General features: G+C 65.9%; 26 protein-coding genes. 2 read left to right on the top strand and 24 right to left on the bottom strand.

Translation table 11 applies throughout. From position 1 onward, the window contains the following. Window positions 1–2 precede the first annotated feature (2 nt). The 7 genes from ACQR1E_RS17130 to ACQR1E_RS17100 form a co-directional block, all read right to left on the bottom strand. On the bottom strand, window positions 3–1,715 hold the full coding sequence (locus ACQR1E_RS17130; protein ID WP_434897329.1) for a thiamine pyrophosphate-binding protein: 1,713 nt from the start codon (window positions 1,713–1,715) through the stop codon (window positions 3–5). A 28-nt stretch (window positions 1,716–1,743) separates the two neighbouring features. Continuing rightward, entirely contained in the window at window positions 1,744–2,682 is a 939-nt protein-coding gene (locus tag ACQR1E_RS17125; RefSeq protein ID WP_316192820.1) for an AEC family transporter, read from the bottom strand. A gap of 37 nt (window positions 2,683–2,719) precedes the next feature. Beyond that, the gene (locus tag ACQR1E_RS17120) at window positions 2,720–4,273 is read right to left on the bottom strand and encodes an AMP-binding protein (protein WP_315752390.1); all 1,554 of its coding nucleotides are present in this window, start codon (window positions 4,271–4,273) and stop codon (window positions 2,720–2,722) included. 81 nt (window positions 4,274–4,354) lie between these two features. Further along, a complete protein-coding gene (locus ACQR1E_RS17115; RefSeq protein WP_315752389.1) occupies window positions 4,355–4,987 on the bottom strand; it encodes a hypothetical protein in 633 nt (210 codons plus the stop codon). After that, entirely contained in the window at window positions 4,984–5,514 is a 531-nt protein-coding gene (locus ACQR1E_RS17110) for a c-type cytochrome (RefSeq protein WP_315752388.1), read from the bottom strand. Before ACQR1E_RS17110 ends, ACQR1E_RS17115 begins: the two co-directional genes overlap by 4 nt. A 67-nt stretch (window positions 5,515–5,581) precedes the next feature. Then, a complete protein-coding gene (locus ACQR1E_RS17105) occupies window positions 5,582–7,360 on the bottom strand; it encodes a PQQ-dependent dehydrogenase, methanol/ethanol family (RefSeq protein WP_434843159.1) in 1,779 nt (592 codons plus the stop codon). 91 nt (window positions 7,361–7,451) lie between these two features. Continuing rightward, the gene (locus ACQR1E_RS17100) at window positions 7,452–7,976 is read right to left on the bottom strand and encodes a copper chaperone PCu(A)C (RefSeq protein WP_315825301.1); all 525 of its coding nucleotides are present in this window, start codon (window positions 7,974–7,976) and stop codon (window positions 7,452–7,454) included. Window positions 7,977–8,116: 140 nt separating this feature from the next. Between ACQR1E_RS17100 and ACQR1E_RS17095 the strand changes: the two genes are divergently transcribed. After that, complete coding sequence (locus ACQR1E_RS17095; protein ID WP_315752384.1) at window positions 8,117–8,830, top strand: GntR family transcriptional regulator; 714 nt, start codon at window positions 8,117–8,119, stop codon at window positions 8,828–8,830. A 100-nt stretch (window positions 8,831–8,930) separates the two neighbouring features. Continuing rightward, window positions 8,931–9,617 carry a GntR family transcriptional regulator gene (locus ACQR1E_RS17090; RefSeq protein ID WP_315825303.1) on the top strand — a complete coding sequence of 229 codons (687 nt, stop codon included), beginning with the start codon at window positions 8,931–8,933 and terminating at the stop codon, window positions 9,615–9,617. A 121-nt stretch (window positions 9,618–9,738) separates the two neighbouring features. Here the strand turns inward: ACQR1E_RS17090 and ACQR1E_RS17085 are convergent, their stop codons facing one another. The 17 genes from ACQR1E_RS17085 to ACQR1E_RS17005 form a co-directional block, all read right to left on the bottom strand. Continuing rightward, on the bottom strand, window positions 9,739–11,106 hold the full coding sequence (locus tag ACQR1E_RS17085) for a sensor histidine kinase (RefSeq protein WP_315752381.1): 1,368 nt from the start codon (window positions 11,104–11,106) through the stop codon (window positions 9,739–9,741). Further along, window positions 11,081–12,538, bottom strand: coding sequence for a sigma-54-dependent transcriptional regulator (locus tag ACQR1E_RS17080; RefSeq protein WP_315713484.1), 1,458 nt, complete (start codon window positions 12,536–12,538; stop codon window positions 11,081–11,083). Before ACQR1E_RS17080 ends, ACQR1E_RS17085 begins: the two co-directional genes overlap by 26 nt. Before the next feature lie 8 nt (window positions 12,539–12,546). Next, window positions 12,547–13,587 (bottom strand): hydrogenase expression/formation protein HypE, encoded by a 1,041-nt coding sequence (gene hypE, locus ACQR1E_RS17075; protein WP_316169837.1) that lies wholly within the window; start codon window positions 13,585–13,587, stop codon window positions 12,547–12,549. Next, window positions 13,584–14,711 (bottom strand): hydrogenase formation protein HypD, encoded by a 1,128-nt coding sequence (gene hypD / locus ACQR1E_RS17070; protein WP_315752379.1) that lies wholly within the window; start codon window positions 14,709–14,711, stop codon window positions 13,584–13,586. Before hypD ends, hypE begins: the two co-directional genes overlap by 4 nt. After that, window positions 14,708–14,944 carry a HypC/HybG/HupF family hydrogenase formation chaperone gene (locus ACQR1E_RS17065; protein ID WP_316169838.1) on the bottom strand — a complete coding sequence of 79 codons (237 nt, stop codon included), beginning with the start codon at window positions 14,942–14,944 and terminating at the stop codon, window positions 14,708–14,710. The genes hypD and ACQR1E_RS17065 overlap by 4 nt, the downstream gene beginning before the upstream one ends. Next, window positions 14,944–17,211 (bottom strand): carbamoyltransferase HypF, encoded by a 2,268-nt coding sequence (hypF, locus tag ACQR1E_RS17060; protein ID WP_434897328.1) that lies wholly within the window; start codon window positions 17,209–17,211, stop codon window positions 14,944–14,946. The genes ACQR1E_RS17065 and hypF overlap by 1 nt, the downstream gene beginning before the upstream one ends. Next, window positions 17,208–18,182 carry a hydrogenase nickel incorporation protein HypB gene (gene hypB, locus ACQR1E_RS17055; protein ID WP_315752376.1) on the bottom strand — a complete coding sequence of 325 codons (975 nt, stop codon included), beginning with the start codon at window positions 18,180–18,182 and terminating at the stop codon, window positions 17,208–17,210. Before hypB ends, hypF begins: the two co-directional genes overlap by 4 nt. After that, window positions 18,182–18,523, bottom strand: a complete 342-nt coding sequence (gene hypA, locus ACQR1E_RS17050) for a hydrogenase maturation nickel metallochaperone HypA (RefSeq protein WP_315752375.1) — start codon at window positions 18,521–18,523, stop codon at window positions 18,182–18,184. The genes hypB and hypA overlap by 1 nt, the downstream gene beginning before the upstream one ends. Beyond that, window positions 18,516–19,616, bottom strand: coding sequence for a nickel-dependent hydrogenase large subunit (locus ACQR1E_RS17045; protein WP_315752374.1), 1,101 nt, complete (start codon window positions 19,614–19,616; stop codon window positions 18,516–18,518). The genes hypA and ACQR1E_RS17045 overlap by 8 nt, the downstream gene beginning before the upstream one ends. Further along, window positions 19,613–20,113: a [NiFe]-hydrogenase assembly chaperone HybE gene (gene hybE / locus ACQR1E_RS17040; protein ID WP_315752373.1), complete on the bottom strand. Its 501-nt coding sequence runs from the start codon at window positions 20,111–20,113 to the stop codon at window positions 19,613–19,615. The genes ACQR1E_RS17045 and hybE overlap by 4 nt, the downstream gene beginning before the upstream one ends. Continuing rightward, complete coding sequence (locus ACQR1E_RS17035; RefSeq protein WP_315752372.1) at window positions 20,110–20,322, bottom strand: rubredoxin; 213 nt, start codon at window positions 20,320–20,322, stop codon at window positions 20,110–20,112. Before ACQR1E_RS17035 ends, hybE begins: the two co-directional genes overlap by 4 nt. Beyond that, on the bottom strand, window positions 20,319–21,182 hold the full coding sequence (locus ACQR1E_RS17030) for a hydrogenase expression/formation protein (RefSeq protein ID WP_315752371.1): 864 nt from the start codon (window positions 21,180–21,182) through the stop codon (window positions 20,319–20,321). The genes ACQR1E_RS17035 and ACQR1E_RS17030 overlap by 4 nt, the downstream gene beginning before the upstream one ends. Beyond that, window positions 21,179–21,625, bottom strand: coding sequence for a hydrogenase accessory protein (locus ACQR1E_RS17025; RefSeq protein WP_315752485.1), 447 nt, complete (start codon window positions 21,623–21,625; stop codon window positions 21,179–21,181). Before ACQR1E_RS17025 ends, ACQR1E_RS17030 begins: the two co-directional genes overlap by 4 nt. A 237-nt stretch (window positions 21,626–21,862) precedes the next feature. Continuing rightward, window positions 21,863–22,153: a HypC/HybG/HupF family hydrogenase formation chaperone gene (locus ACQR1E_RS17020; RefSeq protein ID WP_315736711.1), complete on the bottom strand. Its 291-nt coding sequence runs from the start codon at window positions 22,151–22,153 to the stop codon at window positions 21,863–21,865. Window positions 22,154–22,175: 22 nt separating this feature from the next. Beyond that, window positions 22,176–22,763, bottom strand: coding sequence for a HyaD/HybD family hydrogenase maturation endopeptidase (locus ACQR1E_RS17015; protein ID WP_315752370.1), 588 nt, complete (start codon window positions 22,761–22,763; stop codon window positions 22,176–22,178). A 14-nt stretch (window positions 22,764–22,777) separates the two neighbouring features. After that, complete coding sequence (cybH, locus tag ACQR1E_RS17010; protein WP_315752369.1) at window positions 22,778–23,521, bottom strand: Ni/Fe-hydrogenase, b-type cytochrome subunit; 744 nt, start codon at window positions 23,519–23,521, stop codon at window positions 22,778–22,780. Between the two features lie 13 nt (window positions 23,522–23,534). Next, on the bottom strand, window positions 23,535–25,325 hold the full coding sequence (locus tag ACQR1E_RS17005) for a nickel-dependent hydrogenase large subunit (protein ID WP_315713498.1): 1,791 nt from the start codon (window positions 25,323–25,325) through the stop codon (window positions 23,535–23,537). Window positions 25,326–25,344 lie beyond the last annotated feature (19 nt).

Raw genomic sequence — 25,344 nt, 5'->3', positions numbered from 1 at the left:
CCTCACGAGCCGCGCCACTTCCGTTCCGCCTCGTCCCACGCAGCAAGCGGCTGCAGGTCCGGCACCCAGGCGAGGCCCGTCTTGGCATCCGACGACACCGCTTCCGGCGTGACGACCATGTCGAGCAGCGCCGGGCGGTTGGCCAGCGCGCGCTGGATCGCGGGGCCGAGCTGCTCCGCGGTCTCGACGCGCTCGGCATGCATGCCGAAGGCGCGCGCCATCGCCGCGTGATCGGCAAATTGTAGCCTGGTGCCGACCACCTTGCCATGGGTGACGGTCTGGTCGTGGACCTCGATCTGCCAGGCGCCGTTGTTGGCGACGACGATCAGCACCGGCGCCTTGTGGCGCACCGCGGTGTCGACCTCGATCGCGTTGAAGCCGAACGCGCCGTCGCCGGTCGCGACCACCACGGGCTTGTCCGGAAAAGCGAGGCTCGCGGCGATGCCATAGGGCACGCCGATGCCGATGCAGCCGAACGGGCCGGGATCGAGCATCAAGGGCGCGCTCAGGCCGACGCGGGCAAAGGACAGGAAATCGCCGCCGTCGGTGATGACCACAGCGTCATTGCCGATCGCGTCCTGGATGGCCGAGAGCACGCGATTGGGGTGCAACCGGCCGTCGGAGCCGGCCAGCGCCGTCGCCATGCTCTGCTTCAGCTTGGTCGCGCGCTCCTGATGCGCCGCCCGCAGTCTTGCAGCCCATTGCCGATCGACGGCCGACTCGCGATTGCCCGCCAGCGACACCATCGCGTGCAAGGTCTCCGCTGGTGTCGCCAGGATCTCGGCCGCACCGCGACGGTTGTCGCGCAGCTCGCTGGCGGTGTCGCTGATGCGGACGAATTTGGCGTCCTTGAACACAGCCGGGGAGCCGTAGGCGAGCTGGAAGTCGAGCCGGCGGCCGACCGTCAGCACGACATCGGCATCGCCCATCACGGCGCCGCGCATGGCGCCGACCACCGAGGGGTGATCGTCGGGCACGAGCCCCCTGCTCTCGCCGGTGTCGAGATAGACGGCGCCGAGCCGGTCGAGCAGCGCGATCAGCTCAGGGCCGGCGCCGCGCGCGCCGCGGCCGGAGATGACGAGCACGCGGCGCGCCGACCACAACAGCTCGACCGCCTTCTCGACCTCGGCCGGATCAGGCCGCGCTGCCGAGCGCGGCTTCGGCGCGAGATGCTCCTCCAGTTGCAGCGCCTTGGGCACGATGCCGCGCAAAGTATCCACCGGGAAATCGATGAAAACGGGCCCGGGCTCGCCGCCGTCGCCGAAGGCGCGGGAGATCGCCTCGTCGAGCTCCTGCAGCACCAGCGACGGCTCGCGCACGGTGCGCGCATAGCGCGTGATCGAGCGCACCAGCTGAGTGTGGTCCATGTCCTGCAGGCCGCCGCGGTTCTCCTGCGGCCGCGGATTGCCGCCCGAGATCACCAGCACCGGCGCGCGCGAGACATGGGCATTGGCGATGCCGGTGACCGCGTTGGTCATGCCCGGCCCGGCGGTGACCAGCGCGACGCCGAGCTCGCCGGTGAGCTCCGTATGCGCCTGCGCCATGTGCACGGCGGCGCGCTCGTCGCGCACGTCGATGATGCCGATGCCTTCCGCGTCCAGCCGCATCCAGATCGGCATGATGTGGCCGCCGCACAGCGCGAACACGCGGCTGACGCCGCGGCGCTTGAGCAGGCGGGCGATCAGATCGGCGGCACTGTCGGGAGAGATCTTCATCTGACGACTCCTGCGGATGGTGACGTGATCAGCCCGGCGCGAGCCAGGCCACGAGCAGCGAGACGGTGAGAACGGCAAAGATGTGCGAGACGAGAATCGAGCCCGAGGTGACGCCGGCCTCCAGGCCGTAGAGCTTGGCGATCGTGAATGGTCCCGAGCCGATCGGCAGCGCGCTCAGGATCACGGCCGAATGCGACCACAGCGGCGGCATCGAGAACACGTGAAAGGCGAGCAGCGCGGTCACCGCCGGCTGCATCACGAGCTTCAGCGAGACGAGGATGACGATCGAGGTCGCATCGCGCGTCGCGACGCGCTCCTGTGCCAGGAACAGCCCGATGCAGACCAGCGCGGCCGGCGAGGCTGCGCCGCCGAGCAAGGTCGTGAAGCTGAGGAATGGCGCCGGCAGTGAGAATCCGCTGAGGCCGACCGCGAGTCCGGCGACGGGCGCGATGAACAGCGGGCTGGTCAGCAGCGAACGCGCCACCTTGGCGACCGTCGCGCCCAGCGTGGCGCCCTTCTGCAGATCCATCTCGACGACCACGATCGCGAACAGGAACAGCACGCAGGCCGTGAACAGGGTGGCGATGATCGAGGCCGGCGCGCTGTCCGGACCGAACACCAGGAGGCACATCGGAATGCCCATGAAGCCGACATTGCTGTAGCCGGCGTCCAGCCCCTCGATGCCGGCGTTGGCAACGCGACGGCCGCGCAGACGGCTGATCACGAAGCCCGTCGCGAACGTCGCGGCGATGCCGCCGCAGAACGCGCCGATGAAGCCGAACTGGCTGACCTGCTCGACGCCGATCTTGGACATCGCGGTGAAGATCAGCGCCGGCAGCGCCAGATAGACGGCAAAACGGTTGAGATTGTCGGTCGCGGTGCGATCGAACACGCCGAACCAGCCACACAGGAATCCGGTCAGGATCAGCGCGAAGATCGGAAGGGCGGAATTGAGGACGGCCTGCATCGCAACTACATATCAGACCGTAAGCCATTGCAGCGACTCACTGCGAGAATCTCTTCTTCAGCTCGCGATGCAGGATCTTGCCCGTCGCGTTGCGCGGCATCTCGGCGTCGGTGATGAAGGCGTAGGAGCGCGGCCGCTTGAAGCCGGCGAGTCGTTCTTTCGCCCATTCGACCAGGTCGCTCTCCTTCACCGCCATGCCGTCGCGCGCCACGATCACGGCATGAACGCGCTCGCCCCATTTGTCGTCGGGCAGGCCGATCACCGCGATGTCCTTGACACCCGGATGCGCGCCGACCTGCGCTTCGACCTCGGAGGGATAGATGTTCTCGCCGCCCGAGATGATCATGTTGCTCTTGCGGTCGGCGAGATGGATGTAGCCGTCGGCATCGCGGCGCGCCATGTCGCCGACCGAGCAGTAGTCACCGCGGAACGCCTCCGCGGTCTTCTCCGGCAGGCGCCAATAGCAGTCGAAGGTGTGCGCGTTCGACGAATAGAGCTCGCCCGCCTCGCCGTCCGGCACCTCGTGGCCGGCCTCGTCGAGGATGCGGATCGGTGCGGCGCCGACACACTCGCGCCCGACCGAGCCGGGCTTGGTAAACTGCTCATGCGGATGCAGCATGGTGACCCAGCCAGTCTCGGTCGCGCCATACAGCTCATAGAGCCCGGACTTCGGAAACATCTCCATCACCTCGCGCTTGGTCTCCGGGCGCGCCGGCGCCGAGGAGATCATCAGCTTGGTGACGGCGCTGAAATCATGCTGCGCGCGCACCCCGCGTGGCAGGTCGAGCATCATGATGTAGTGCGTCGGCACCAGCGAGGTGAAGGTCGAGCCGCCGTCGGCAAGCGTCGTCACGGCGTGTTCGGGATCGAAACTCTTGCGCGAATAGATCGAGTTGACGCCGCCGATATAGCCGAACGCGCCGAAGAAGTTCAGCGAGTTGGCATGGCACATCGGCATCACCAGCAGCGCGCCGTCGTTGCGGCTCAGCTTCAGTTCGATCTCGGTGACCATCGACAAGAGGACGGCGCTGCGATGGCTGCGCAGCACGCCCTTGGGCTTGCCGGTGGTGCCGGAGGTGTACATCAACGTCCAGGGATCGGACAGCGCGACCTGCTGGTCCGGCTCGCGGTCCGCAGCCGCGGCGATGACGTCCTCGTAGCCGCGATAGCCTGCCGGACGCGGCCTGGTGCCAAAGTGGATGAAGCGGTCGTCGGCGATGCCGAGATCCTTGCGCGTCTCCTCGACCAGGCCCACGAGTTCGTCCTGCACGATGACAGCGGCCGCTTCGGCATTCTGCACGATGAACTGCATCTCGGGCGCGGTGAGGCGGAAATTGATCGGCAGCGCCACCAGGCCGGCCTTGGCCGTGGCCGCATAGATCTCGCACCATTCGACACAATTGTAGGCAAGGATCGCAACCCGATCGCCCTTGGCAAGGCCGAGCCCGAGCAGCGCGTTTGCGAGCCGGCACGCGCGCTCGTTCCACAGCGCAAAGCTCATCGCACGTTCGAGATCTCGGGCACCTGTGCGCTCCGGCGACATGCGCGCATGGGCCGACAGCATCTGCCCGAAATTCAAGAGATCCCTCATCGTCGTTTCCTCCCGGCAACCGGGTTCACGACGCCGACTGGCGCGCGCCTCCAGCGGAGCGCGATGAAGGTCGGCGGCGGATTAGTTGATATCCTTGGTGATCCGCACCAGCGTCTGATCGACGAAGCTCTTGGCGTCCTGATCCGGCTTGCGGAACAGCTCGCGCTCGACCGTCAGCGTCCGGCCGGGCACCGTCTTCTTGCAGACCTCGCGCAGGAACACGCCCCCGACGGGCTGCTCGCCTGCGGTCGGCTGCTGCTCCTTGCACTCCCAGCCCTCGGCGCCATAGCGCGACTTCACCTGGTTGCCGAGCAGGAACGCCTTCTTGCGAATATAGAGCCGCGCCTTCGGATCGGTCTCGATCGTCAGGCCGGTGACGGTGCCCTTGTCGTCGACCAGGACCGTCAGCAGCACGGGATGACCGGCCACCTTTGTGCCGTCCTGGCTGGTCTCCGGATCGAAATCGAAGCGCACCGCATGCCGCGCCTGCTCGTCCGCGGGACAGTCGCGCCACGCCGACCACGCATTGAGCTTGCGATTCGGGTCCTTGGCGCAAGTCAGATTGACATAGCCCTCATTGGGCAGGTCGCCGACCGCCATGCCGACGGTGATGTCACGCAAATCGTAGTTCGGCACGGCCTGCGCGGAGGCCGCGTGCATCACGAACGACAGCACGAACGTGGCGAAGATCGCAGCGCAGGTTGACCGCTTCATTTCGATGGCTCGCTTGCAGGCTTGGTGGCATTTGCCTTGTAGATATCGCAGACCCGCGACGTGTTGCCGAAGAAGGCGGTGCACTCGTCGTAGGTCGGCTCGCCGCGCCCCTTGATGTGGGCGAGCACGTAGTCCGCGACCGCCTCGATGTCGTTCGGCCGCAGGAATACGCCGCCTTCGGGCGGCATGCGCTCGCCGACATCCTGGCGGCTCATGCCGTAGCACTTCGCCGTGTCGTAGGAGCCGCGCGCGAAGTACGGCATGCCCGTCCCGGGCCGGCCGCAGGTCACGGTCTCGATGATCTGGTCACGAGTGAGTTGCGTCCTGCGCAGCGACAGCGCGTCACCGCCATAGCCACCACCGCCATTGCCGTGCCATTTGTGGCAGCCGACGCAGTTCGCGCGCTTGAACACGGCCTTGCCGGCCTCGGTCGGATCCGCCGACGCCGCGGACTGCGCCAACGCGAGCGAAGCGGAGCCGAGGACGAGAGCCGACGTTACGGCGAACGTGATCGCACTGAGTTTCATCTGATTTTCTTGTCGAACAGGGGATGGGGGGCGGAGCGGAGGCCATGCCTCCGCTCCGCAGCCGACTTCACAGCGAGAAGACGTAGAGCATCGAGCCGGGCTGGATTTTCTTCAGCTCGGGCGTGGATTCGATGAACCACTTGTCCCAGGCGCCGCCGAGACCGACCAGGATCGCGACATACTGCTTGCCGTCGACCGAGAACGTCACGGGAGGCGCATTGACGCCGCCACCGGTGTTGAACTCCCACAGCTTCTGCAGGGTCTTGGCATCGAGCGCCATCACCTCGCCCGAGGGCTGGCCGGTGAAGACGAGATCGGGCGTCGACAGCATGCCACCGAGATTCGGGAACGGCGTCTCCATCTTGCCGGCGATCTTGCCGGTGGTGACGTCGATCGCGGTCACGCTGCCCGTGATCTTGAACGGCTGGCTCGGTCCGCCGCCGGTCCAGAACTCGCGCGGCTTCAGCTTGTCCTTGGTCGCTTCTTCCACGGTGATCCGGTTGCAGCTCTCGATGACGGGGATGTACCAGAGCTTCAGGTCCGGATTGTACGAGGTCGGCGGCCAGTTCTTGCCGCCCATGTTGCCTGGGCAGATGTCCGCGACCTTGTTCTCACGATGCGGCGACACCGACGCATTGTAGCGCTGCACCGGGTTCTTCGGGTCGTACTCGATCGGCTTGCCGGTCTCGGCATCGAGCCCCTTGGTCCAGGTCACCTTCTTGACGAAGGGCAGGCCCCAGATGAACTTGCCGCTGGTGCGGTCGATCGCATAGGCAAAGCCGTTGCGGTCGGCCTCGAGCGCGAGCTTCAGGGTGGAGCCGTTCGGCGCGGGCACATCGACCAGGACGTTCTCGGCGACGCTGTCATAGTCGAAGGGATCGTTCGGCGTGTGCTGATAGTGCCACTTGATCTTGCCGGTGTTGGCATCGAGCGCCAGCGAACTGTCCGTGTAGAGGTTGTCGCCCGGACGATAGGCGTTGTCCCAGTCCGGACCGGGATTGCCGACGCCCCAGATGATGGTGTCGGTCGCCGGGTCGTAGGTGCCGGTGACCCAAGTCGAGCCGCCGCCGGCCGCAGCCGCGTCGTTGCTGTCCTTCCAGGTCTCGCTTCCCGGCTCGCCCTTCCCCGGAATGGTGTGGGTGCGCCAGACCTCCTTCTGCGTGCCGAGATCGGTTGCCGCGATCCAGCCGCGGATGCCGTATTCGGCGCCGGCCACGCCCGAGATCGCCATGTTCTTCACGATCAGCGGCGCGCCGGTGATCACTTCGCCCTTGTCGGGATCGGCGACCTGACGCTGCCAGGCGACCTGTCCGGTCTCCTTGTTGGTCGCGATCAGACGGCCGTCGAGCGTGTGCGAAATGACCAGATTGCCCCACAGCGCGACGCCGCGATTGTCGACGCCGCAGCAGGCGATGGCGCCGGCCCAGTCGTGATCCGTCTTCGGATCCATCTTCCAGACCAGTTGGCCTTTGCCGCCGCGCGCGTCGATCTTGTAGACCGAGCCCCAGCCGTCGGTCACGTAGATCATGCCGTTCTCGACGATCGGCGTGCCTTCGAGACCGCCGTGGCTCCAGATGCCGCCGCCCTCGACGCCGCCGAGATGCATCGTCCAGGCGACCTTCAGGTTCTTGACGTTATCCTTGTTGATCTCTTTCAGCGCCGAGAACCGTGTGCCCGAGTAGTTCTTATGATGGTGCAGCCAGTTGCCGGCTTCCTTGTCGGCGTTGAGAAGCCGTTCGGGGGTCATCTCGTCGGCGGCCTGCGCCGGCGATGCAAGCTGGAAACAGGCGAAGGCTGCGCTGGCCAGCAGCACCGCCCGCAGGGTCGACCTGACGTTAGTCCTCATCGTTTCCTTCTCCCATTATATTGATTATGAGTTGGAGCGAATACCGCTCCGCCAAGCGCGACGGCGGAGGGCAGCAGGCGACAAACACGCTTCAAGGGGACTTGCGAACCTCGACCTCCGTTTCGATGGATCCTGCTTTCTGGAACACGATCGTGCAGGTGAAGCGCTGGCCTGGCTCGAGCGGCTCCCGCGTCTGCAGCAGCATCACGTGATAGGCGGTCGGCAGCAGCACCAGCGTGCTGCCCGCGGCAATTGGAATGTTGGGAATGGAGCGCATCGCCGGCGCGCCTTCGCCGCGGTCGACGGTGTGCCGCTCCGAAAAATTTGCGATCGGACAACGCACGCGCATCAACGCTTCCGGCGCGCTCGTGTCATTCTTGATCGTGATCAGCAACGGGATGTCGCGTCCCACCTCGGGCGCCGCCGGCACCCACGCATCCGACAGGGTCAGGCCTTCTCCGGCCACCCCGAGCGCAGGCGCCATCGCTGCAACCGACGCCACAGAGGCCGCCAGCAATGCGCGCGAGACCGCCGGCATCACGCCGGCGCGCACGCTGCCCTCCGAGCGCGCGGACCAAACCTGATCGCGCTCCAGACTGGTCGGATCTTCCGACAACGGAGTCCCTCCCCTATATGGCCGCCTCTTTAACTTGCCCTAGGGCGGCGCCCTTTTTTGAATTCGTACTCTGAATTCGAATACGTCGCAAATGGATTTTCTGTCTTGACATGCTAATGTCCGGCAAAATGTGATGACCCATGCGAATCGTGCCCGCCGCTCCCTCTCTGGTCGACCAGGTCGTCGAAGCCATCACTGACGAGATCGTCAGCGGCGTTCTCGCGCCGGGCTCGCGGCTGATCCAGGACGATCTGGCCCAGGCTTACGGAGTGTCGCGCCAGCCGGTTCAGCAGGCGCTGATCCTGCTGCGCGGCTGCGGGCTGGTGCAGAGCGCGCCGGGCCGCGGGTTGATCGTGGCGCCGCTCGACCCCGGCTTCGTCCGGGACCTCTATGAGATGCGGGCAGTGCTCGAAGGCCTCGCGGCGCGACTGGCCGCCGAGCGGGCGAGCGATCGCGCTGCGCGCGAAGGTCCGGCCTACATCGCGGCCGGCTACGAGGCGGTGAAGAGCGAGCTCGTCAACCGCAAGATCGAGACCGACATCGCCTTCCATCGCTTCCTCGGCGACCTCTCCGGCAACGCGCTGATCGGCGAGACGATGGCACCGCATTGGCCGTGCCTGAAGCGGGTGATGTCCGACGTGCTGCAGAAGGAGCAGAGCATGTCACGGATGGTCTGGGACGAGCATGAGGACATTCTTGCAGCCGTCATCGAGGGCCGCAGCGCCGAGGCCGAACGGCTGAGCCGGGAGCACATTTCGCGCGCGGCCAGCGTGTTCATCCATCACCTCGAAATCCAGCAGGACAGCAAGTCCAAGCAGCGGCGGACGCTCACTGCGCGGAAATTCCCGCTATGACTCCGTTCAAACCGACAGCGGCCGCAATGCGAGCGCTGGGCTCCGGCACGGCAGCCTCGCATTCGCGACCGGACATCACACCTGATCCCGTGGAGGCCGTGTGCCGCCGCTGAAGACCCAGCCGAGCCTGACCGAACGCGTCTACGAGCGCATTCTCTCCGACATCGTCGGCGGGGAGTTGCCGGAATCTGCCCGCCTCATCCAGGACGATCTGGCCCGCGACCTCGGCGTCTCGCGCCAGCCGGTGCAGCAGGCCCTGCTGCTGCTGCGCAATCAGGGCTTTGTGCGCGAGGCGCCGGGCCGCGGCCTGGAAGTCGCGCCGATCGACACCGACTTCATCCGCAACCTCTATGAAATACGCGCGGTCGCCGAGGGCCTCGCCTGCCGGCTCGCGGCGACCCGCGGCGCCAAGCGAGCGGCCGAGGAAGGCCCGAATTTGATCGAGCAGGGCCGGCGCGCCGAGCGCGAGCATTCGGTCGAGAAGCTGATCGAGGCCGACGTCAGGTTTCATGAATTCCTCTACGAGATCTCCGGCAACTCCGTCATCCAGGACACCACCCTGCCGCATTGGCTGCATCTGCGCCGGCTGATGGGCGAGGTGCTGATGCGCGACGAGACGCCGCGGCGGATCTGGGATCAGCATGAGGACATCCTGCGGGCGGTGATCGCGGGCGATGCGCAGACAGCCGAGGATCTTGCCAGGCAGCACATCACGCGAACCGCAACCGTGCTGCTGGCGCGGTTGACCAATCAGCGCGAGCGCGTGCCGGTCGCAACGGCGTCCTGATCACCTCGGGCTTGGCTTCTGCCCGCAACATCCGACGGCACCGCCGTCAGGAACCCCAGCATCGTTTCGAAGGGATACCCAGCATCCCACTTCAGCGTCGGCAGCAGCGCCGCCGCTATGGTCAAGCCGCCGGCAAGCTGAAAGAGAACGTGGCGCCGCCCTGCGGCTCGTTGCTGGCCAACAGCTCGCCGCCGTGCTCGCGGACGATGCCGTAGCTGATCCACAGCCCGAGCCCCGTCCCCTCCCCGACGCGCTTGGTCGTGAAGAACGGCTCGAAGATGTGGGTCAGATGATCCTTGTCGATGCCCGGGCCGTTATCGGTGATGCGAAAGGCGATCTCGCTGCCCTGGCGCGCCACCGCGACCAGAAGGCGCGGCAGGTCGGTCGATCGCATCGCGTCGATCGCGTTCTCCACGAGGTTGACGATCACCTGATGCAGCTGGCCTTCGTTGCCCAAGATCCACAGATCCGGCTCGACCTCGATCTGGATGTCGACACGATGCTGCTTGGTGCGCCCTGCCCACAGCACGGCCGTATTGATCAGTCGCTCGATGTTGACGCGCTCGACCTCGCCGAGCTTCGAGAACGACAGGCGGCGCAGGTTCTTGACGATCTCGCTGATGCGCACCGCGCCTTCCAGCGTGCCGTCGATCAGCGGCCCGAAATCCTCGAGGATGGCGTCGATCCTCAGATCCGAGCGAAGCGCGGCGATGTCCTCGCTGACCGGCTGCTCATGGATGGCATCGAGATAGCCGACCAGCGAGGTGCGGTAGCGCATCAGGGTGTGGATGTTGCCATAGACGAAGCTGATCGGATTGTTCAGCTCGTGGGCCACGCCGGCGACGAGCCGGCCGAGGCTCGCCATCTTCTCCTGCTCGACCAATTGCCGCTGCGCCCGCTGCAACTCCTGATGCGCCTTGTGCAGGGCCTCATAGGCGCGGCGCAGCTCGCCGATCGGACGGCCCGTCAGCACGACGCCGATGAAGCGGCCGCGATGGTCATGCCGCGGCGAGCTGTTGATCGCGAACAGATCGGAGCTGACGCCGGCTGCCGCGGCAAAGCGCAATTCACCGTCGACCACATCGGCGCTGCTGCGCGGCTTCAGCAGCGAGGCGAGCTTGGGCCGATGATCGGGATCGATCATCTCGGCGATATCGCGACCGGCGATGTCGGCCAAGGCCCGTCCCGATGTCTGCAGGAATGCGGAGTTGGCCTGCTGTACCGTGCCCCTGGCGTCGCAGACGACCAGGATGTCGGAGACGGACTCGATCACGTTGGTGACGAAGGCCTGGGCTTCCTCGAGCTCGGCGTTCTTGTGCTCGAGATCGACCTCATAGCGCAGCAGGTCGGAATAGACCTCGTCCATCTTGCGGATCACTTCGATCCACACGCCTTCGCGCTCGCTGTCGAGTTCGAGCGTGCTGCTGCTCGCGATCAGCTTGAGCAGCGTGTCAGCCCCGGACTCAGGAGAGTGAGTGGCCTTTGCCATGTTTCTTCAGATCGTATCTCGACAATTTGTTCCGGAGCCCCACCCTTGACAGGCCGAGCTCGCTGGCGACGCGACTGATGTTACCATCATATTTCTCCAGACAGTGAACGATGATGGTCTTTTCAAGATCCTCGACCCTGTCCTTCAGGCTCCCGGAACCGTTGAGCTTGCCATTGGCGATCGCGGGCGCGGCGCGGCGGCCGTTGCGCCGGCCGGCGAACGGCGGACAGCGCAGTTCGTCGGCATCGGCCAGCACGGCCATGCGCTGGATCTCGTTCTGCAACTCGCGAACATTGCCGGGCCAGTGATAGCGGGAGAATTCCTCCAGCGCCGCCGGTGCGAACCGCAGATGCGGCCGGTTGAACGATGTCTTCACCGCCGACAGCACGCCCTCGGCGATCAGCGGAATGTCCATCGGACGCTCGCGCAAGGACGGCATGTGCACCGGAAACGCGGCGAGCCGGTAGTACAGATCGCGGCGGAAGCGGCCGGCTTCGACTTCGGCCTCGAGATCCCGGTTGGTGGCCGCGACCACGCGCACGTCGACCTGGCGCACGCGCTGCGCGCCGAGCGGCCGGATCTCGCTCTCCTGCAGCACGCGCAGCAACTTGACCTGAAAGGCAGGGGATGTCTCGCCGATCTCGTCGAGAAAGATGGTGCCGCCGTCGGCGACCTCGAACAGGCCGATGCGGTCCTGATAGGCACCGGTGAACGCGCCCTTCTTGCAGCCGAACAGCTCGCTCTCGAGCAGCTCATCGGGCAGCGCGCCGCAATTCTCGACCACGAAGGCCTTGGTGGCGCGCGCAGAGCCATAGTGAATCGCACGCGCTAGGAGCTCCTTGCCGGTGCCGGATTCGCCGGTGATCAAGACCGAGATGTCGTAGTCGGCGGCGCGCCGGCCGAGCTCGATCACGTTGCGCATCGGGCTCGCCGCCGAATGCACGATGCGGTCGAAATCATAGAGCTGCTTGGCGGCGCCGCGCTTGACCGACACCACCTTCTTGATGTGGGCCGGCGTGGCCTTCACGTCGACGCCGGCGGTCTCCGTCTCCTTCTGCAGCCGGTACAACTGCACGGCCTCGCGGACGATCTCGATCAGGCGATCCGGCTGCCAGGGCTTTGTGATGTACTGATAGATGCCGGCCTCGTTGAGGCCGGCGATGATGTCCTCGGAGTCCGAATAGCCGGAGATGATCATCCTGACAGGGTCGGGCCACATCTCGCGCACGCGCTTCAGGAAGCTGACGCCGGATTCCTGCGGCATGCGCTGGTCGCAGATCACGGCGTGCACGATCTCGCCTTCGAGCAGCTTCTCCGCGTCGTTCGTGTTGCCGGCACACAAGACCTCGAAGTCCTGGTTGAGGACGCGGCGCAGCGCCTCCTGCGACCGGACCTCGTCATCCACGACCAGTATCGTTCCCTGGATCCCCATCGCGCGTCTCAGCAGATCCGCGGCAACTGCTCGCCGGACAGCCAGTCGACGATGCGGCCGCCGCCGAAGCTCGTCGCCATCTGGACGAAGCGGTGATCATCGGCCACCGCTTCGCCGATGTCAGCCGCATCGCGGCCGAGCGGATGCGCCCTCATGGCGGCGAGCACGGCGCCGGCCAGCTCCGGCGCGACGATCGCGACGAGCTTGCCCTCATTGGCGACGTGGAGCGGATCGAGCCCGAGCAGCTCGCAGGCGGCAGCGACCGCAGGCTTCACCGGAATCGCTTCCTCCTGCAGACGGAAGCCGAGATTGGACTGCTGCGCGATCTCGTTCATCGTGGCCGCAACCCCGCCGCGCGTGGGATCGCGCATCAGCCGGATGCCGGCGCCGCCGGCTGCAACCATGTCGGCGACGAGCCCGTGCAGCGAGGCCGAGTCGGAGATGATCTCGGTGTCGAAGGTGAGGTTCTGCCGCCGCGACATGATCGCCACGCCGTGATCACCGAGGCTGCCGGACAACAGCACGCGGTCGCCGGGCCTGGCCTTGTCGGCCGAGAGATCGAGGCCGTCCGGCAGCACGCCGACGCCGGCGGTGGAAATGAACACGCCATCCGCCTTGCCGCGCTCGACCACCTTGGTGTCGCCGGTGATGATCGCAATGCCCGCCTCGCGCGCCGCCTCGCCCATCGCATCGGCGATCCGTTTCAGGTCGGAAAACGCAAACCCCTCCTCGATGATGAAGCTCGCCGACAGATACAGCGGCCTGGCGCCGGCCATGGCGATGTCGTTGACCGTGCCGTGCACCGCCAGCGAGCCGATATTGCCGCCGGGGAAGAACAGCGGCGAGACCACATAGCCGTCGGTCGTCATCACCATGCGGCCGGCGGCGACGTCGAACGCCGACTGGTCGTTGCCACGCGCCAGCCATTCATTGCCGAACGCCTCGTGGAACAGGCCGGCAATCAGTTGCGCCATCGCGCGACCGCCGGCGCCATGCGAGAGATCGACGCAGCCGTTCTTCATGTCGAGCCGGCGCTGATGCATGCTCATGATGCAAGCCTCCGCTGATGGTCGCGGAAGCGGCCATAGGTCCAATGCGCCGCGCAGGCGCCTTCCGACGACACCATGCAGGAGCCGATCGGCGTCTCCGGCGTGCAGGCGGTGCCGAACAGCCGGCAGTCCACCGGCTTCTTCAGGCCGCGCAGAATGGCCGGACATTCGCAGGCCGGATTGTCGGCCACAACCAGCTCGGACATGGCGAAGCGCAGCTCGGCGTCGAGATGCGCGAAGGCGGGCCGCAGTTTCAATGCGCTCGCCGGAATGCTGCCGAGGCCGCGCCATTCGAACTGGTCGCGCAGTTCGAAGATCTCGGCGACCTCGCGGATGGCGCGCTGGTTGCCGCTGGCGGTGACGGCGCGACGGTACTGGTTCTCCACCTCGTGGCGGCCGTCATTGACCTGCTCGATCAGCATCAGGATCGCCTGCATCATGTCGAGCGGCTCGAAGCCTGCGATCACGACGGGCTTGCCGTCATCGCGCGCGAACGGCGCGTAGGGCTCGGTGCCGATCACGGTCGAGACATGCGCCGGCCCGACGAAGCCGTCGATCTCGACCGTGTCGTCGCTGTCGAGGATCGCGCGCATCGCCGGCGGCGTCAGCACGTGGTTGCAGAACACGGTGAAGTTCGACAGCTGCTTCTTCTCGGCGGCCCGGATCATCACGGCGGTCGGGGGCGTCGTGGTCTCGAAGCCGATGGCGAAGAACACCACCTCGCGACCAGGATTCTGCTCGGCCAGCGCGATCGCATCCAGTGTCGAATACACCATGCGGATGTCGGCGCCGCGCGCTTTCGCCTTGAGCAGCGAGGACCCGCGCGAGCCCGGCACGCGCATCAGGTCGCCATAGACGCAGAGGATGACCTCGGGCCGTTCGGCCAGCGCGGTCGCCATATCGATGCGCCCGGCCGGCAGCACGCAGACCGGACAGCCGGGGCCATGGATCATGCGCACATTGTCGGGCAGCATGTCCTCGAGGCCATAGCGCGCGATCGCATGGGTATGGCCGCCGCAGAACTCCATGAAGCGATAGGCGCGCGCCGGATCGGCCTTGGCGCGGATGGCGCGCGCAAGACCTGTCGCCAGCTCCTTGTCGCGAAACTCGTCGGCATATTTCATGGTCTGACCTCCGCCACAGCCTCGCCCATCTGCCGGAGCAGGTCGAGCGTCTCGCGCGCCTCCTCCGGATCGATCTTGGCCAGCGCGTGGCCGACATGAAGAATGACGTGGTCTCCGACGGCGATCTCCTCGATCAGCGCGACCGAGACCTCCTTGCTGACACCGTCGATCGAGACGATCGCCATGTCATCGGCCAAGAGCTTGATCACCTCGGCGGGAATGGCCAGGCACATCAGACGGTCCCTCCAGACATCATGTTGTTTTGTGTGAGATGCAGACCGGCCACCCAGGCCTGCCCGAGGCTGAGGCCGCCGTCATTGGGCGGCAGACGGCGCGGCAGGAACGGATCGAGCCCTGCGGACCGGCAGCCGCGCACGATCTGTTCGGCCAGATGCGCATTGAGAAAACAGCCGCCGCTCAGCACGATCGTACCGATGCCGGTGGCACGCGAGGCTCTCACGATCCAGTCGACGCAGGCCGCGGCCAACGTGCCGTGAAACAGCCCCGCCGCTTCGACGGCGTCGAGATCACGCGCGATCAGATGCGCGAGCAGCGGCCGCAGCGACAGCACGCCATCGGCAATGGTCCAGCCGCGCTCCAGCGCCGCCGGTTCGCGCACCAGCGCCTCCAGCTTCATGGCCGCCTCGCCTTCGTAGCTCTGCACCGTACTGACACCTAGCAGTCCGGCCACGGCATCGAACAGCCGGCCGGCGCTGGTGGTGACCGGAGCATCGGCACGATCCAGCAGCATGGAGATGTTGCGCGACTGTGTCTGGGCCGCGAAACGCCGCCCGATCTCGTCACCGCGACCGATGTCGTGCAGCACGGACGCCGCCATCCGCCACGGCTCGCGTGCGGCCCGGTCGCCGCCCGGCATCTTCAACGGAGCGAGATGGCCGAGGCGCCGGAAGCCGGTGCCGTCGCACGACAGCAGTTCACCGCCCCAGGCGCCGCCATCGCTGCCATAGCCGTAGCCATCCAGCACCAGCGCGAGGGCGGGGCTGGTCACGCCATGCTCGGCCATGACCGAGGCCGCATGCGCCTGGTGATGCTGCACCGGCAGCGTCGGCAGACCGTGTGCCTGCGCGAACCGCGTCGACGCCATGTCCGGATGCAGGTCATGCGCGATCGCGACCGGCTGGACGTCGAGGATGGCGGTGAGATGCGCAATCGTCTCCTCGAAGAAGCGGATCGCCGCCGCCGTGTCGAGATCACCGAGATGCTGCGACACGAACGCCTCGTCGCCGCGCGTCACCGTGACCGTCGCCTTCAGGTGAGCGCCGACCGCGAGCACCGGCGGCATGGTGCGCGCGAGCCGGATCGGCTCCGGAACATAGCCGCGCGCACGCCTGACGAAGCGGGGAACGCCGGCCACGACGGCAAGCACGGAATCGTCGGCGCGGATGACGATGTCCCGGTCGTGGGTGACGATCAGATCCGCAATGTCGGCAAGATCCGCGAGCGCCTCGGCGTTGTCGGTCAGCAGCGGCTCCCCGCTCGGATTGGCGCTGGTGCAGACCAGCGCCCATGGTCCGTCGGCAGCCACGCGGCGGCCCGCCTCCAGCACATGGAAGATCAGATGATGCAGCGGAGCGACCGGCAGCATCACCCCGATCTTTGCGAGCCCTGGTGCGACCGAGGACGCAACACGCTGGCGTGAGCGCAACAGCACGATCGGCCGCGCCCCCCGCTCCAGCAGCGCGCGCTCAGGCGCATCGATCTCGGCAATCTCAGTTGCGGCGTCGGCCGTGGCCAACATCACGGCAAACGGCTTGCCGTCGCGCTGCTTACGCGCGCGCAGCCGCCGGACCGCCTGCTCATCCTGGGCGTCACAGAGCAGCTGATAGCCGCCGAGACCCTTGATGGCGACGATCCTGCCATTCGCGAGCGCGGCGGCAATATCATCGATGCCATGGCTGAGCCGCGGACCGCAGCGCGGACACGAGATCGCCTCGGCATGAAAGCGGCGCCCTGCAGGATCTTCGTAGTCGGACCGACACGCCTCACACATCGGAAAGTGCTTCATCGCCGTGGACACGCGATCGTAAGGCAGGCGCTCGGCGATGGTGAAGCGGGGGCCGCAATGGGTGCAGTTGACAAAAGGATAGAGATGGAAGCGGCTGCCGGGATCGAACAGCTCGGCCAGGCATGCGGCACAGGTGGCGGCGTCCGGCACGATCCGCGTCGTGACGCGCCCGCCCACGCTCCCGGCGATCCGGAAGCCCGTGCCGATACCGGCCGCGATCGGCTCGACGGCGATGTCGTCGATGCGCGCCAGCGGCGGCGTCTGCCGCGGCAGGGACTCGACGAATTCGGCGACCTCGTCGCCCTCGACCTCGATCAGCACGCCATCAGCATCGTTGGCGACAAAGCCGCCGAGCCGATGGCGGGTTGCCAGACCATAGACATAGGGACGAAAGCCGACGCCCTGCACGGCCCCGCGGACGCGGAGCCGGAGGCACGTATGGTTCGCCGCCGATGTCCGGCCGGGCGTGCTCATCCCCGCACCGCGTTCGCTGCGCCCGCCCGCATCCGCTCAGACTGCTTCCTGATCCAGGCGTAGAACGCCGAAAGGCCCTCGCCTGTCTTCGCGGAGATCGTCAGTACCTCGATCTTCGGATTGACTCGGCGGGCATATTCGATCGTCTGCGCAAGATCGAAATCGAGCACCGGCGCCAGATCGATCTTGTTGATGAGCATCAGCGATGACGCTGCAAACATGTCGGGATATTTGAGCGGCTTGTCCTCGCCCTCGGTGGTCGAGAACACGACGATCTTGCAGGCCTCGCCGAGATCGAAGGCGGCCGGACATACGAGGTTGCCGACATTCTCGATGAACAGCAGCCCGCCGCGCAGAGCCGGCAGCCGGCCATAGGCCTCGCCGACCATGGCCGCGTCGAGATGACAGCCCTTGCCGGTGTTGATCTGGATCGCCGGCACGCCGGTGGCGCGGATGCGCTCGGCATCGTTGGAGGTCTGCTGGTCGCCCTCGATCACCGCGACGGGCCGACTCTGCTTGAGATCGGAGACGGCGCGGACCAGCAGCGAGGTCTTGCCGGCGCCCGGGCTGGAGACGAAGTTGAATGCCAGCACGTCATGCGCGGCGAAGCGCGCGCGGTTTTCTGCCGCGAGCCGGTTGTTCTTGCCGAGAATGTCGCGTTCGATCTGGATGATGCGCCCGCTGGAGAGACCGGCAACCTCCTGCCCGGCCGGATTGGCCGAACAGTCGACGTGGTCGGCAGCATGATCATGTTGATGATCATGCGCGCGACCGTGATCATGCGGGTCATCATCGTGATGGGGACCATGCTCGTGCTCGTGATCATGATAATGGCCGTGATGGTGATGATGATGTCCGGACTCATCATGGCTGTGATCATGTCCATGAGCATGATGATGCTCGTGATCGTGATGATCATCACCGGATTCGACGGAGGACTTGCCGTCGCTGCAGCCACACACCGTGCACATTACTCGACCTCCAGCTCCTTGACCCGCATGTCCTCACCGCCCGTGACCTGCAGCTGATGACTGCCGCAGGCCGGACAAGACTGATAGCGTTGACTGATCTCGACGCCGCGCGAGCAGCCCAGGCACCATGCCGTGCCCGGCTGTTCGATGATCTCGAGCGCTGCCCCGTGCAACAGGGTTTTCGCGGTCACCGCCTCGAAACAGAATCGCAGCGCCTCCGGCGCGACATGGCTGAGCGCACCGATCTCCAACCACACGGTCTTCACCGTGGAGAAGGCGCCCTTACGTGCCTCCTGCTCGACGATCTCGACGATGCCTTCGCACAGCGCCATCTCATGCATCGGCCATCCCCCGGAACGCCAGGTGATAGCCGACGCAAGGATCGAACGATCCGACCATCGTATGGATGGCCTGGCGATCGACGGTGCCGCGCAGCGCAACCCCCGTGAGGCTCCTCACGACAGGACCGCGCGGGTGAAAATTCCATTCCGTCGGCGCCAGATACTCGAAACGCGAGACCGCGCCGTGCGCATCCAGCTCGATCGCGTGATGCAGCCGGCCGCGCGCGCATTCGACTGCGGCGGCGCCGCGCCGCGCCCCGAGCGCGTAGCTTGCGACGGCATGCGGGTCGGCCGCCTGGTCCTCCGCCTCGCCGGTCTCGATCCAGCGGAACAGCTCAGCAATCTCAGCTATCTTGGCTGAGAGACGTTCGACGGAACCAGCCGATGCCAATTGATGGCGCTCCGCATAGCGGGCCCAGACTCCGGTCTCCGGAACGCGGCCGTCGAGCTCGGGAGCCTCAGCAAAGGCAGATCCCACGTCGATCAATTGCGTGACGATGGCGCCATCATCGGCGGCCGACAGGATGTCATGCTCGGCCGGCATGTGCCTCCATCCTCCATCATCGGCGGCCTTCCGGGCCGCGTCCATCATCGATGCAAGCGGAGTTCCCGGCAGAACCGGCTCCGCTGGCAAGCCTATGCCCAGAGCCACCATGCCCGTCTTGATCTGAGACAAGGTTGCAGCGCGAGATTGCTGCGAGACGCCGGAATGCGTCTGTAGCGCCGCGATCGCCTGCAAGAGCCGTGGCACCGGCTGCGCAGCACTACGATTGTCCGCCATTGAAGCGATCAGCAGACCGCGCATGAGTTCGGCGAAGCGTTCCGTCAGCACGGCCTCGATCCGACGATGACGCGTCGACGGCTTCGCCTGCTCGCCGCGCGCCGCTTCCAGCGCCGAGAGCAGCGCGACCTGATGCGCACCGGCGCACAGCGAGAACAGCCGCGGCAGGGCCGCAAGCAGCATTTCGGCCGGCTTGCCGGCGAACAGCCGTCCCAGCGGCGGCCGCGTGCGCGGCCGAATGTCGACGCCTGTGATCCGCCGATCGGCGACCGACAGCGTCACGTCGATGCGGTTGCGAAAGCCGAGGGTCATGCGCGGCCCTCGGAGAGGGTGCCGCGCAGGAACGCGCGGCGATCGATCGTCGACGCCTTCGCGGCGCGTTCGGACAACGCCTCGTCCTCAGGTGCCGCCATCAGCGCGGCGAGCGCGGCCTCCGCCGCCGCACGCGCCGCGGCCATGTCCGCGAACTCGAACATCGGCGAGAACAGCGAGCAGCTCGCGATCCGCCCGATCCCGGCGATATCGCCGATCGTGAACTCGAACGAGCCGGCCGGAAGCACGATCTTGACGACGGATCCCGCGGAGTCCTGGGCGGCCGGAGTGACCACGTTCATGAACCAGGGCGTGACGACGATGCCGAGGATGCGGCCCTCAACCACCGAAAATCCGATCGCCTCGACGTCGAGCGCGTCGTGATAGATCGGCAGCTCGCGCATCGCACGCGCGCCGATCCCACGATAGACGCCGGCGAGACGCTCGCCCCACGCGACCGGCGTGACGTCAGACGTGCCCTGCGCGTCCGCGCTCATTGCTCGACCACCATGAACTTGGTCTTCGGCGCGTCGCAGTTCGGGCAATGCCAGTCGTCCGGCAGCGCCGCGAACGGCGTGCCCGGCGCAATCTGCGCGACGCCGTCACCGTCGGCCGGATCGTAGCGCGTCCAGCAGATGCCGCACTCCAACAGCGCGTCATCAGCGAGATCGCTGCGGACACCGTAATTCTCGAAGCCGCCGTTCATGTGAAATAGGCCTCGATGATCTGGGTCAGGCGCTCGGCCGAATCCTCGAAATCCTCGGCCGCGGCGAGCGCGACCACCGGCACGCCGCCGACTTCGAGGGTGTCGAGAATGATCGTATCCATGGCGTTGAAGAATTGCACCGACCAGACATGGCGGATGCCGGTCGCGAGCACGCGGCAGGTGCCGTAGCCGCGCGACATCAACTGGATCGGGCCGTTGCCGAGCGTCTGCTGCAGGAAGCTCATGTCGGCCGGGCTCATCGGCAGCAGCGTGAAGTTGATGGTCTGCGAGCGCTGGCCCGGTCGCCAGGACAGCGCGCGCTCGCGGATCTCGGCGAGCACCGGCAGCGCGTTCATCGTGCCCTCGGGCACCGGTCCGATCGCGATGTCATTTGCGGTCAGGTCGGCGGCCGCGCGCGACACGATCTCCGGCACGGCGCCGACTTCGATGTAGTCGTGGCGCTCATCCGCTTCCAGCCGCACCCGCCAGATGCCGGCGAGCACCGATTCCTGGATCTGGGCGAGCGTCCCGTCGGGAAGAGCCACGACGCCCGCGACCTCGCCCTCGCCCAGCACGTCGTCGATCAGCCGCCGCTCGAGATCGTTGAGGCCTTCGAGACGGAATAATTGCGTCAGTGCGCCGGCCGTCTGCGCCGCGGTGGCGGATGCAATCGTCGACAGCAGTTCGACCGCGCGCGGACAGCTCCGCGCCAGCGCCTCCGAGTCGAGCGAGGCCAGCTTGGCCAGCGCTCCGGAGGCGGTCAGCCCCTTGTGGGAGGTATCGAGCGCCTCTTCGCCGATCGGAAAGATGTTGACCGGCTCCTCGGCTCCTTCAGGCGCGATCCAGAATCCCGGCTTCATCGCTCGACTCCCGCAGGCTGATGGACTGGGACGATGCTGGCGACGACCGCCGCCGTCGCGCCCTGCGGCCGGTCGATCAGCCGCGAGATGCGATCGACATAAACAGACCAGTCCTGGATCTTGGCGATCAGGCCGAGCGTCTCTCCCCCGCGGCACAGGATCAGGCTCGGCTGCACACGCACGCCGAATCGCGCCCCGATCTCGGCCTCCGCTTCGCGCGCGACGACCGCGCCGCGCAGCCGGCCCTGAAACGCCGTGATCAGCTCCGGCAGCACGATGGCCACGTCCAGTGCCTCTGGAAACCGCGCGGGATCCCCGGCCGACAGCAGCACGGTGACAAGCCCGGCGCAATCAGCCTCGGAGAGAAAGGCATCGACGGTGCCGGTATCGACCTCCGGCAACCCGCCTCGCGCGCGCGCGGGGTCACGCTGCTGCATTTCCATCGGTGTTTCTCCCTGACCAGTTATCGTTGCCATATTCCCCATGATCAGCAATCGACGTGCCAGACGCCCACGCGGGGCCAAGAATGCTCAAGGCATTGAAATATATTAAGTTTTTATTGCAACTAAAGGATTGCGCGAGAAATCGGAAAGGTGCTTTCCAGGCAAGGCCTGCAAACTTACTTCGTCTGTGGAAATCTTGTTATCAGCAATTTGGCGATGCCCGAGGGCATGACGCCGCTACCGCAAATGCTCCGGAAGCTCCGGCTCGCGCCCGATCAGATCCGCGAAGAAGTCATCGCAATTCTCGCCGTTCACGGCCGCCTGCAGGCCGCGCAGCGCTTCGCCGATCAGCCGCGCCTCTTCGTCATCGAGCAAGCGAACGGCGTTGTCGATATAGACGAGCACCTTGGCCCCCACTGGCGGGTTCGACAGCAGCAACACCGAGACGCGGCGCTCCTCGCCGTCGAAGCTGCACAGCGCCGAGACGCCATCGGTCTCGAGGATTGTCATCGGCAGGCCAAGACACATGGCGGATTCCCTCGCGGCGCGGTCAATCGGCCGGGCGCGCCCGCAGCTCGTAGCTATGATGGTCGATGTCGTTGGCAAGCAGGCGTTCGTCGCCGGCGAGCGGTTCACGCCGCGACACGGCCGGCGAGCCCCATTCCGCCAGGAGGGTGCAGGCCAGCTCGATCGCCGGCGCGATCTGCGCACGAACCGGCGCAGTCAGCGGGCCACCCCAATCCTCAAGGTCGAGCGGCTGGCAGCCGATCAGCGCAAGCCGCTGCGGATAGCGGCCGAGCAAGTCGGCCGCGCTCAGTACTTCCTGAAAGCCCGTCTGGTGCAGGCTCATCTTCTTGGCGCCGGTGAAGCGCGGCACCTCGTCGTCGCGGACGAGCTTGAGCTCGCCCGGCACCAGGCCATAGTCGATGGCGTCGAACACGATCAGGCCGTCGGCTTCCTCGACATAGTTGACGAGGTAAAGCCCCTGCGTGCCGCCATCGAGGATCGTGACGTTGTCGGGCACGGTGAAGCGGCGGTGGAATTCCTCCACCACCCGCACGCCAAAGCCTTCGTCCGCCCAGAGAATGTTGCCGATCCCGAGCACCAGAATGCGATCGCGCCCGCGCTCATCGACCATGCCGGCTCCCCCTGCTACTCGCGGAACTGTCGCTCGCCCGAGATCATCGAGGAGATGATGCTCTGACGTGACATGATGTCTTCGCGAATGGCGGCATAGACGTGTACCATCACGAAGGTGACCAGCGCCCACATCCCGAGATGATGCCAGGTGTGGACGTCCTGGCTGTTCGGCCAGATCGCGAACACCCAACCGAACAATTTGTGCTGCCAACTGTCGATGCCGGTGCCTTCCGAATAGAGCGCAAAGCCGGTGATGATCATGAAGGTCACGAACAGCGTGAAGCCGGTAAACATGGCTGTCTGCGCCAGGGGATTATGGCCGACATACATCTTCGGCTCACGCTCGAGGAAAGCGTACCAGCGGATCTCGTGCAGCACCTCCTTCCAGAACTGCTTGCGGTGCACCGGAATGTAGAAGATCTGCCGGGAATGGTGGTTGCCGACGAAGGCCCAGAAGATGCGGGCAAGGAAGAACACCGCCAGCACCTGTCCGGCCGCGAAATGGGCAAAGCGGATGTAGCCCATCACGAAATTCGCCGACGCCTCGCCTTCGACGCTGGGGAGCGGAGTCCCGATCAGATAGCCGGTGATCATCAGCACGACGATCGCGAACGCATTCACCCAATGGCAGATGCGCACTGGTGCTTCGTACACATAGACCGTGGGCCGGCCGACCGCGTGTTCACCGGCGGCGTCGGCCGCGATCGCCGCAAGGTTGGGCTCTGCCTCGGCGGGACGTGCAATGGCATCCATCATGGTGCGTCTCCCACTACCTGACCGTGACCGTCGCCATTTGCTGGCCGTCCGGGCTCATCACGTGGGTCGAGCACGCGAGGCACGGATCGAACGAATGGATCGTGCGCAGGATCTCCAGCGGCTTCTCCGGATCCGCCATCGGCGTATCCATCAGGGAGGCCTCGAAGGCGCCGATATTGCCCTTGGGATCGCGCGGCGAGCCGTTCCAGGTCGTCGGCACGACACACTGGTAGTTGTCGATCTTGGTGTCCTTGATCTTGATCCAGTGCGCCAGCGCGCCGCGCGGCGCCTCGGTGAAGCCGTAGCCCTTGGCCTCCTTCGGCCAGCTCTCCGGCTTCCACTTCTCGATGTTCGCGGTCGAGGAATCGCCGGCCTTGATGCGTGCCACCAACTTGTCCTGGAAGTAGCGCATCTGGTTCGCCGCCCATTCGCATTCGAGCGCCCGTGCCGCGGTGCGGCCAAGCGTGGAGAACAGCGCTGTGACCGGCAGGTTCAGCGTCTTCAGAAGCCTGTCGGTCGGCTCCTTGAACTCCGGTCGCCCTTGCGCATAACCAATGATGTAGCGCGCCAGCGGTCCGACCTCGACCGCGTTGCCGCGCCAGCGCGGCGCCTTGATCCAGGAATATTTTCCGCCCTCGTCGAGCTCCTTGATGTCCGTCTTGGTGCCCTTGGCGTTGGGGCCGAGCTGGTAGTTCGGCTCAGTGACGCCGTCCCAGGGATGCAGCCCCTTGCTCTCGTCGGGATATTTGTACCAGGAGTGGGTGACGAACTCCTGGATCTGCTCGGGGTCGCCGTGATCGATCGGCAGGATCTCGTTCAGATTCCCGTTGAGGATCACGCCACGCGGCAGCTTGAGATTCTTCCCTGAATAATCGTTCGCATTCTCCGGAATGTCGCCGTAGGACATCACGTTCTTGCCGGAGAGACCGCCGCCATAGAGCCAGTCCTTGTAGAAGGAGCCGATCGCCGCCACGTCGGGCAGATAGACCTTCTGCACGAACTCGATCGAGCGATCGATGATCGAGGAGACGAGGTTCAGCCGCTCCATGTTGATCGCACCGACCGCGCCGGTGCCGTCGACATTGATCGCACACGGCACGCCGCCGACCAGCCAGTTCGGATGCGGGTTCTTACCGCCGTAGATGGTGTGGATCTTGACGATCTCCTTCTGGAAGTCGAGCGCTTCCAGATAGTGCGCCACCGCCATCAGGTTCGCCTCCGGCGGCAGCTTGTAGGCCGCATGACCCCAATAGGCGTTCTTGAACGGACCGAGCTGACCGGACTCGACGAACTTGGTCAGCCGGATCTGCAGGTCCTTGAAATAGCCCGGCGAGGACAGCGGCCAGTCCGAGACCGACTGCGCCAGCGCCGAGGTCGCCTTTGGATCGGCCTTGAGCGCCGAGACCACGTCGACCCAGTCGAGCGCATGCAGATGATAGAAGTGCACGAGGTGATCGTGCACCTGCAGGCAGAGCTGCATGATGTTGCGGATCGAGTTGGCATTATCGGGGATCATGATCCCCAGCGCGTTCTCGACCGCGCGGACCGAGGTCAGCGCGTGCGTGCCGGTGCAGACGCCGCAGATCCGCTCGGTGAAGGCCCAGGCGTCGCGCGGATCGCGGTTCCGCAGGATGGTCTCGATGCCGCGCCACATGGTGCCGGTCGAGACCGCGTTGCGGATCACGTTATTGGAATCGACATTCACCTCGACGCGCAGATGGCCCTCGATGCGCGTCAGCGGATCGACGACGACACGCTTGCCGGAATTGTCGAGATTGAAGCCGTTGGGAGTCTGGATGCCCATCGTTGCCTGCCCTGAATTC

Source organism: Bradyrhizobium sp. HKCCYLRH1030 (genome assembly GCF_051168395.1).
GTDB lineage: Bacteria > Pseudomonadota > Alphaproteobacteria > Rhizobiales > Xanthobacteraceae > Bradyrhizobium.
The sequence above is the reverse complement of the archived record's forward strand: the minus strand, read 5'-3'. Positions and strand labels throughout refer to the sequence as shown.

Excerpts from the sequence above, each read along its gene's own strand:
- ACQR1E_RS17130 (WP_434897329.1), bottom strand. The coding sequence starts at position 1,715 with ATGAAGATCTCTCCCGACAGTGCCGCCGATCTGATCGCCCGCCTGCTC.
- ACQR1E_RS17125 (WP_316192820.1), bottom strand. The coding sequence starts at position 2,682 with ATGCAGGCCGTCCTCAATTCCGCCCTTCCGATCTTCGCGCTGATCCTG.
- ACQR1E_RS17120 (WP_315752390.1), bottom strand. The coding sequence starts at position 4,273 with ATGAGGGATCTCTTGAATTTCGGGCAGATGCTGTCGGCCCATGCGCGC.
- ACQR1E_RS17115 (WP_315752389.1), bottom strand. The coding sequence starts at position 4,987 with ATGAAGCGGTCAACCTGCGCTGCGATCTTCGCCACGTTCGTGCTGTCG.
- ACQR1E_RS17110 (WP_315752388.1), bottom strand. The coding sequence starts at position 5,514 with ATGAAACTCAGTGCGATCACGTTCGCCGTAACGTCGGCTCTCGTCCTC.
- ACQR1E_RS17105 (WP_434843159.1), bottom strand. The coding sequence starts at position 7,360 with ATGAGGACTAACGTCAGGTCGACCCTGCGGGCGGTGCTGCTGGCCAGC.
- ACQR1E_RS17095 (WP_315752384.1), top strand. The coding sequence starts at position 8,117 with ATGCGAATCGTGCCCGCCGCTCCCTCTCTGGTCGACCAGGTCGTCGAA.
- ACQR1E_RS17085 (WP_315752381.1), bottom strand. The coding sequence starts at position 11,106 with ATGGCAAAGGCCACTCACTCTCCTGAGTCCGGGGCTGACACGCTGCTC.
- ACQR1E_RS17080 (WP_315713484.1), bottom strand. The coding sequence starts at position 12,538 with ATGGGGATCCAGGGAACGATACTGGTCGTGGATGACGAGGTCCGGTCG.
- hypE (WP_316169837.1), bottom strand. The coding sequence starts at position 13,587 with ATGAGCATGCATCAGCGCCGGCTCGACATGAAGAACGGCTGCGTCGAT.
- hypD (WP_315752379.1), bottom strand. The coding sequence starts at position 14,711 with ATGAAATATGCCGACGAGTTTCGCGACAAGGAGCTGGCGACAGGTCTT.
- ACQR1E_RS17065 (WP_316169838.1), bottom strand. The coding sequence starts at position 14,944 with ATGTGCCTGGCCATTCCCGCCGAGGTGATCAAGCTCTTGGCCGATGAC.
- hypF (WP_434897328.1), bottom strand. The coding sequence starts at position 17,211 with ATGAGCACGCCCGGCCGGACATCGGCGGCGAACCATACGTGCCTCCGG.
- hypB (WP_315752376.1), bottom strand. The coding sequence starts at position 18,182 with ATGTGCACGGTGTGTGGCTGCAGCGACGGCAAGTCCTCCGTCGAATCC.
- hypA (WP_315752375.1), bottom strand. The coding sequence starts at position 18,523 with ATGCATGAGATGGCGCTGTGCGAAGGCATCGTCGAGATCGTCGAGCAG.
- ACQR1E_RS17045 (WP_315752374.1), bottom strand. The coding sequence starts at position 19,616 with ATGACCCTCGGCTTTCGCAACCGCATCGACGTGACGCTGTCGGTCGCC.
- hybE (WP_315752373.1), bottom strand. The coding sequence starts at position 20,113 with ATGAGCGCGGACGCGCAGGGCACGTCTGACGTCACGCCGGTCGCGTGG.
- ACQR1E_RS17035 (WP_315752372.1), bottom strand. The coding sequence starts at position 20,322 with ATGAACGGCGGCTTCGAGAATTACGGTGTCCGCAGCGATCTCGCTGAT.
- ACQR1E_RS17030 (WP_315752371.1), bottom strand. The coding sequence starts at position 21,182 with ATGAAGCCGGGATTCTGGATCGCGCCTGAAGGAGCCGAGGAGCCGGTC.
- ACQR1E_RS17025 (WP_315752485.1), bottom strand. The coding sequence starts at position 21,625 with ATGGAAATGCAGCAGCGTGACCCCGCGCGCGCGCGAGGCGGGTTGCCG.
- ACQR1E_RS17020 (WP_315736711.1), bottom strand. The coding sequence starts at position 22,153 with ATGTGTCTTGGCCTGCCGATGACAATCCTCGAGACCGATGGCGTCTCG.
- ACQR1E_RS17015 (WP_315752370.1), bottom strand. The coding sequence starts at position 22,763 with ATGGTCGATGAGCGCGGGCGCGATCGCATTCTGGTGCTCGGGATCGGC.
- cybH (WP_315752369.1), bottom strand. The coding sequence starts at position 23,521 with ATGATGGATGCCATTGCACGTCCCGCCGAGGCAGAGCCCAACCTTGCG.
- ACQR1E_RS17005 (WP_315713498.1), bottom strand. The coding sequence starts at position 25,325 with ATGGGCATCCAGACTCCCAACGGCTTCAATCTCGACAATTCCGGCAAG.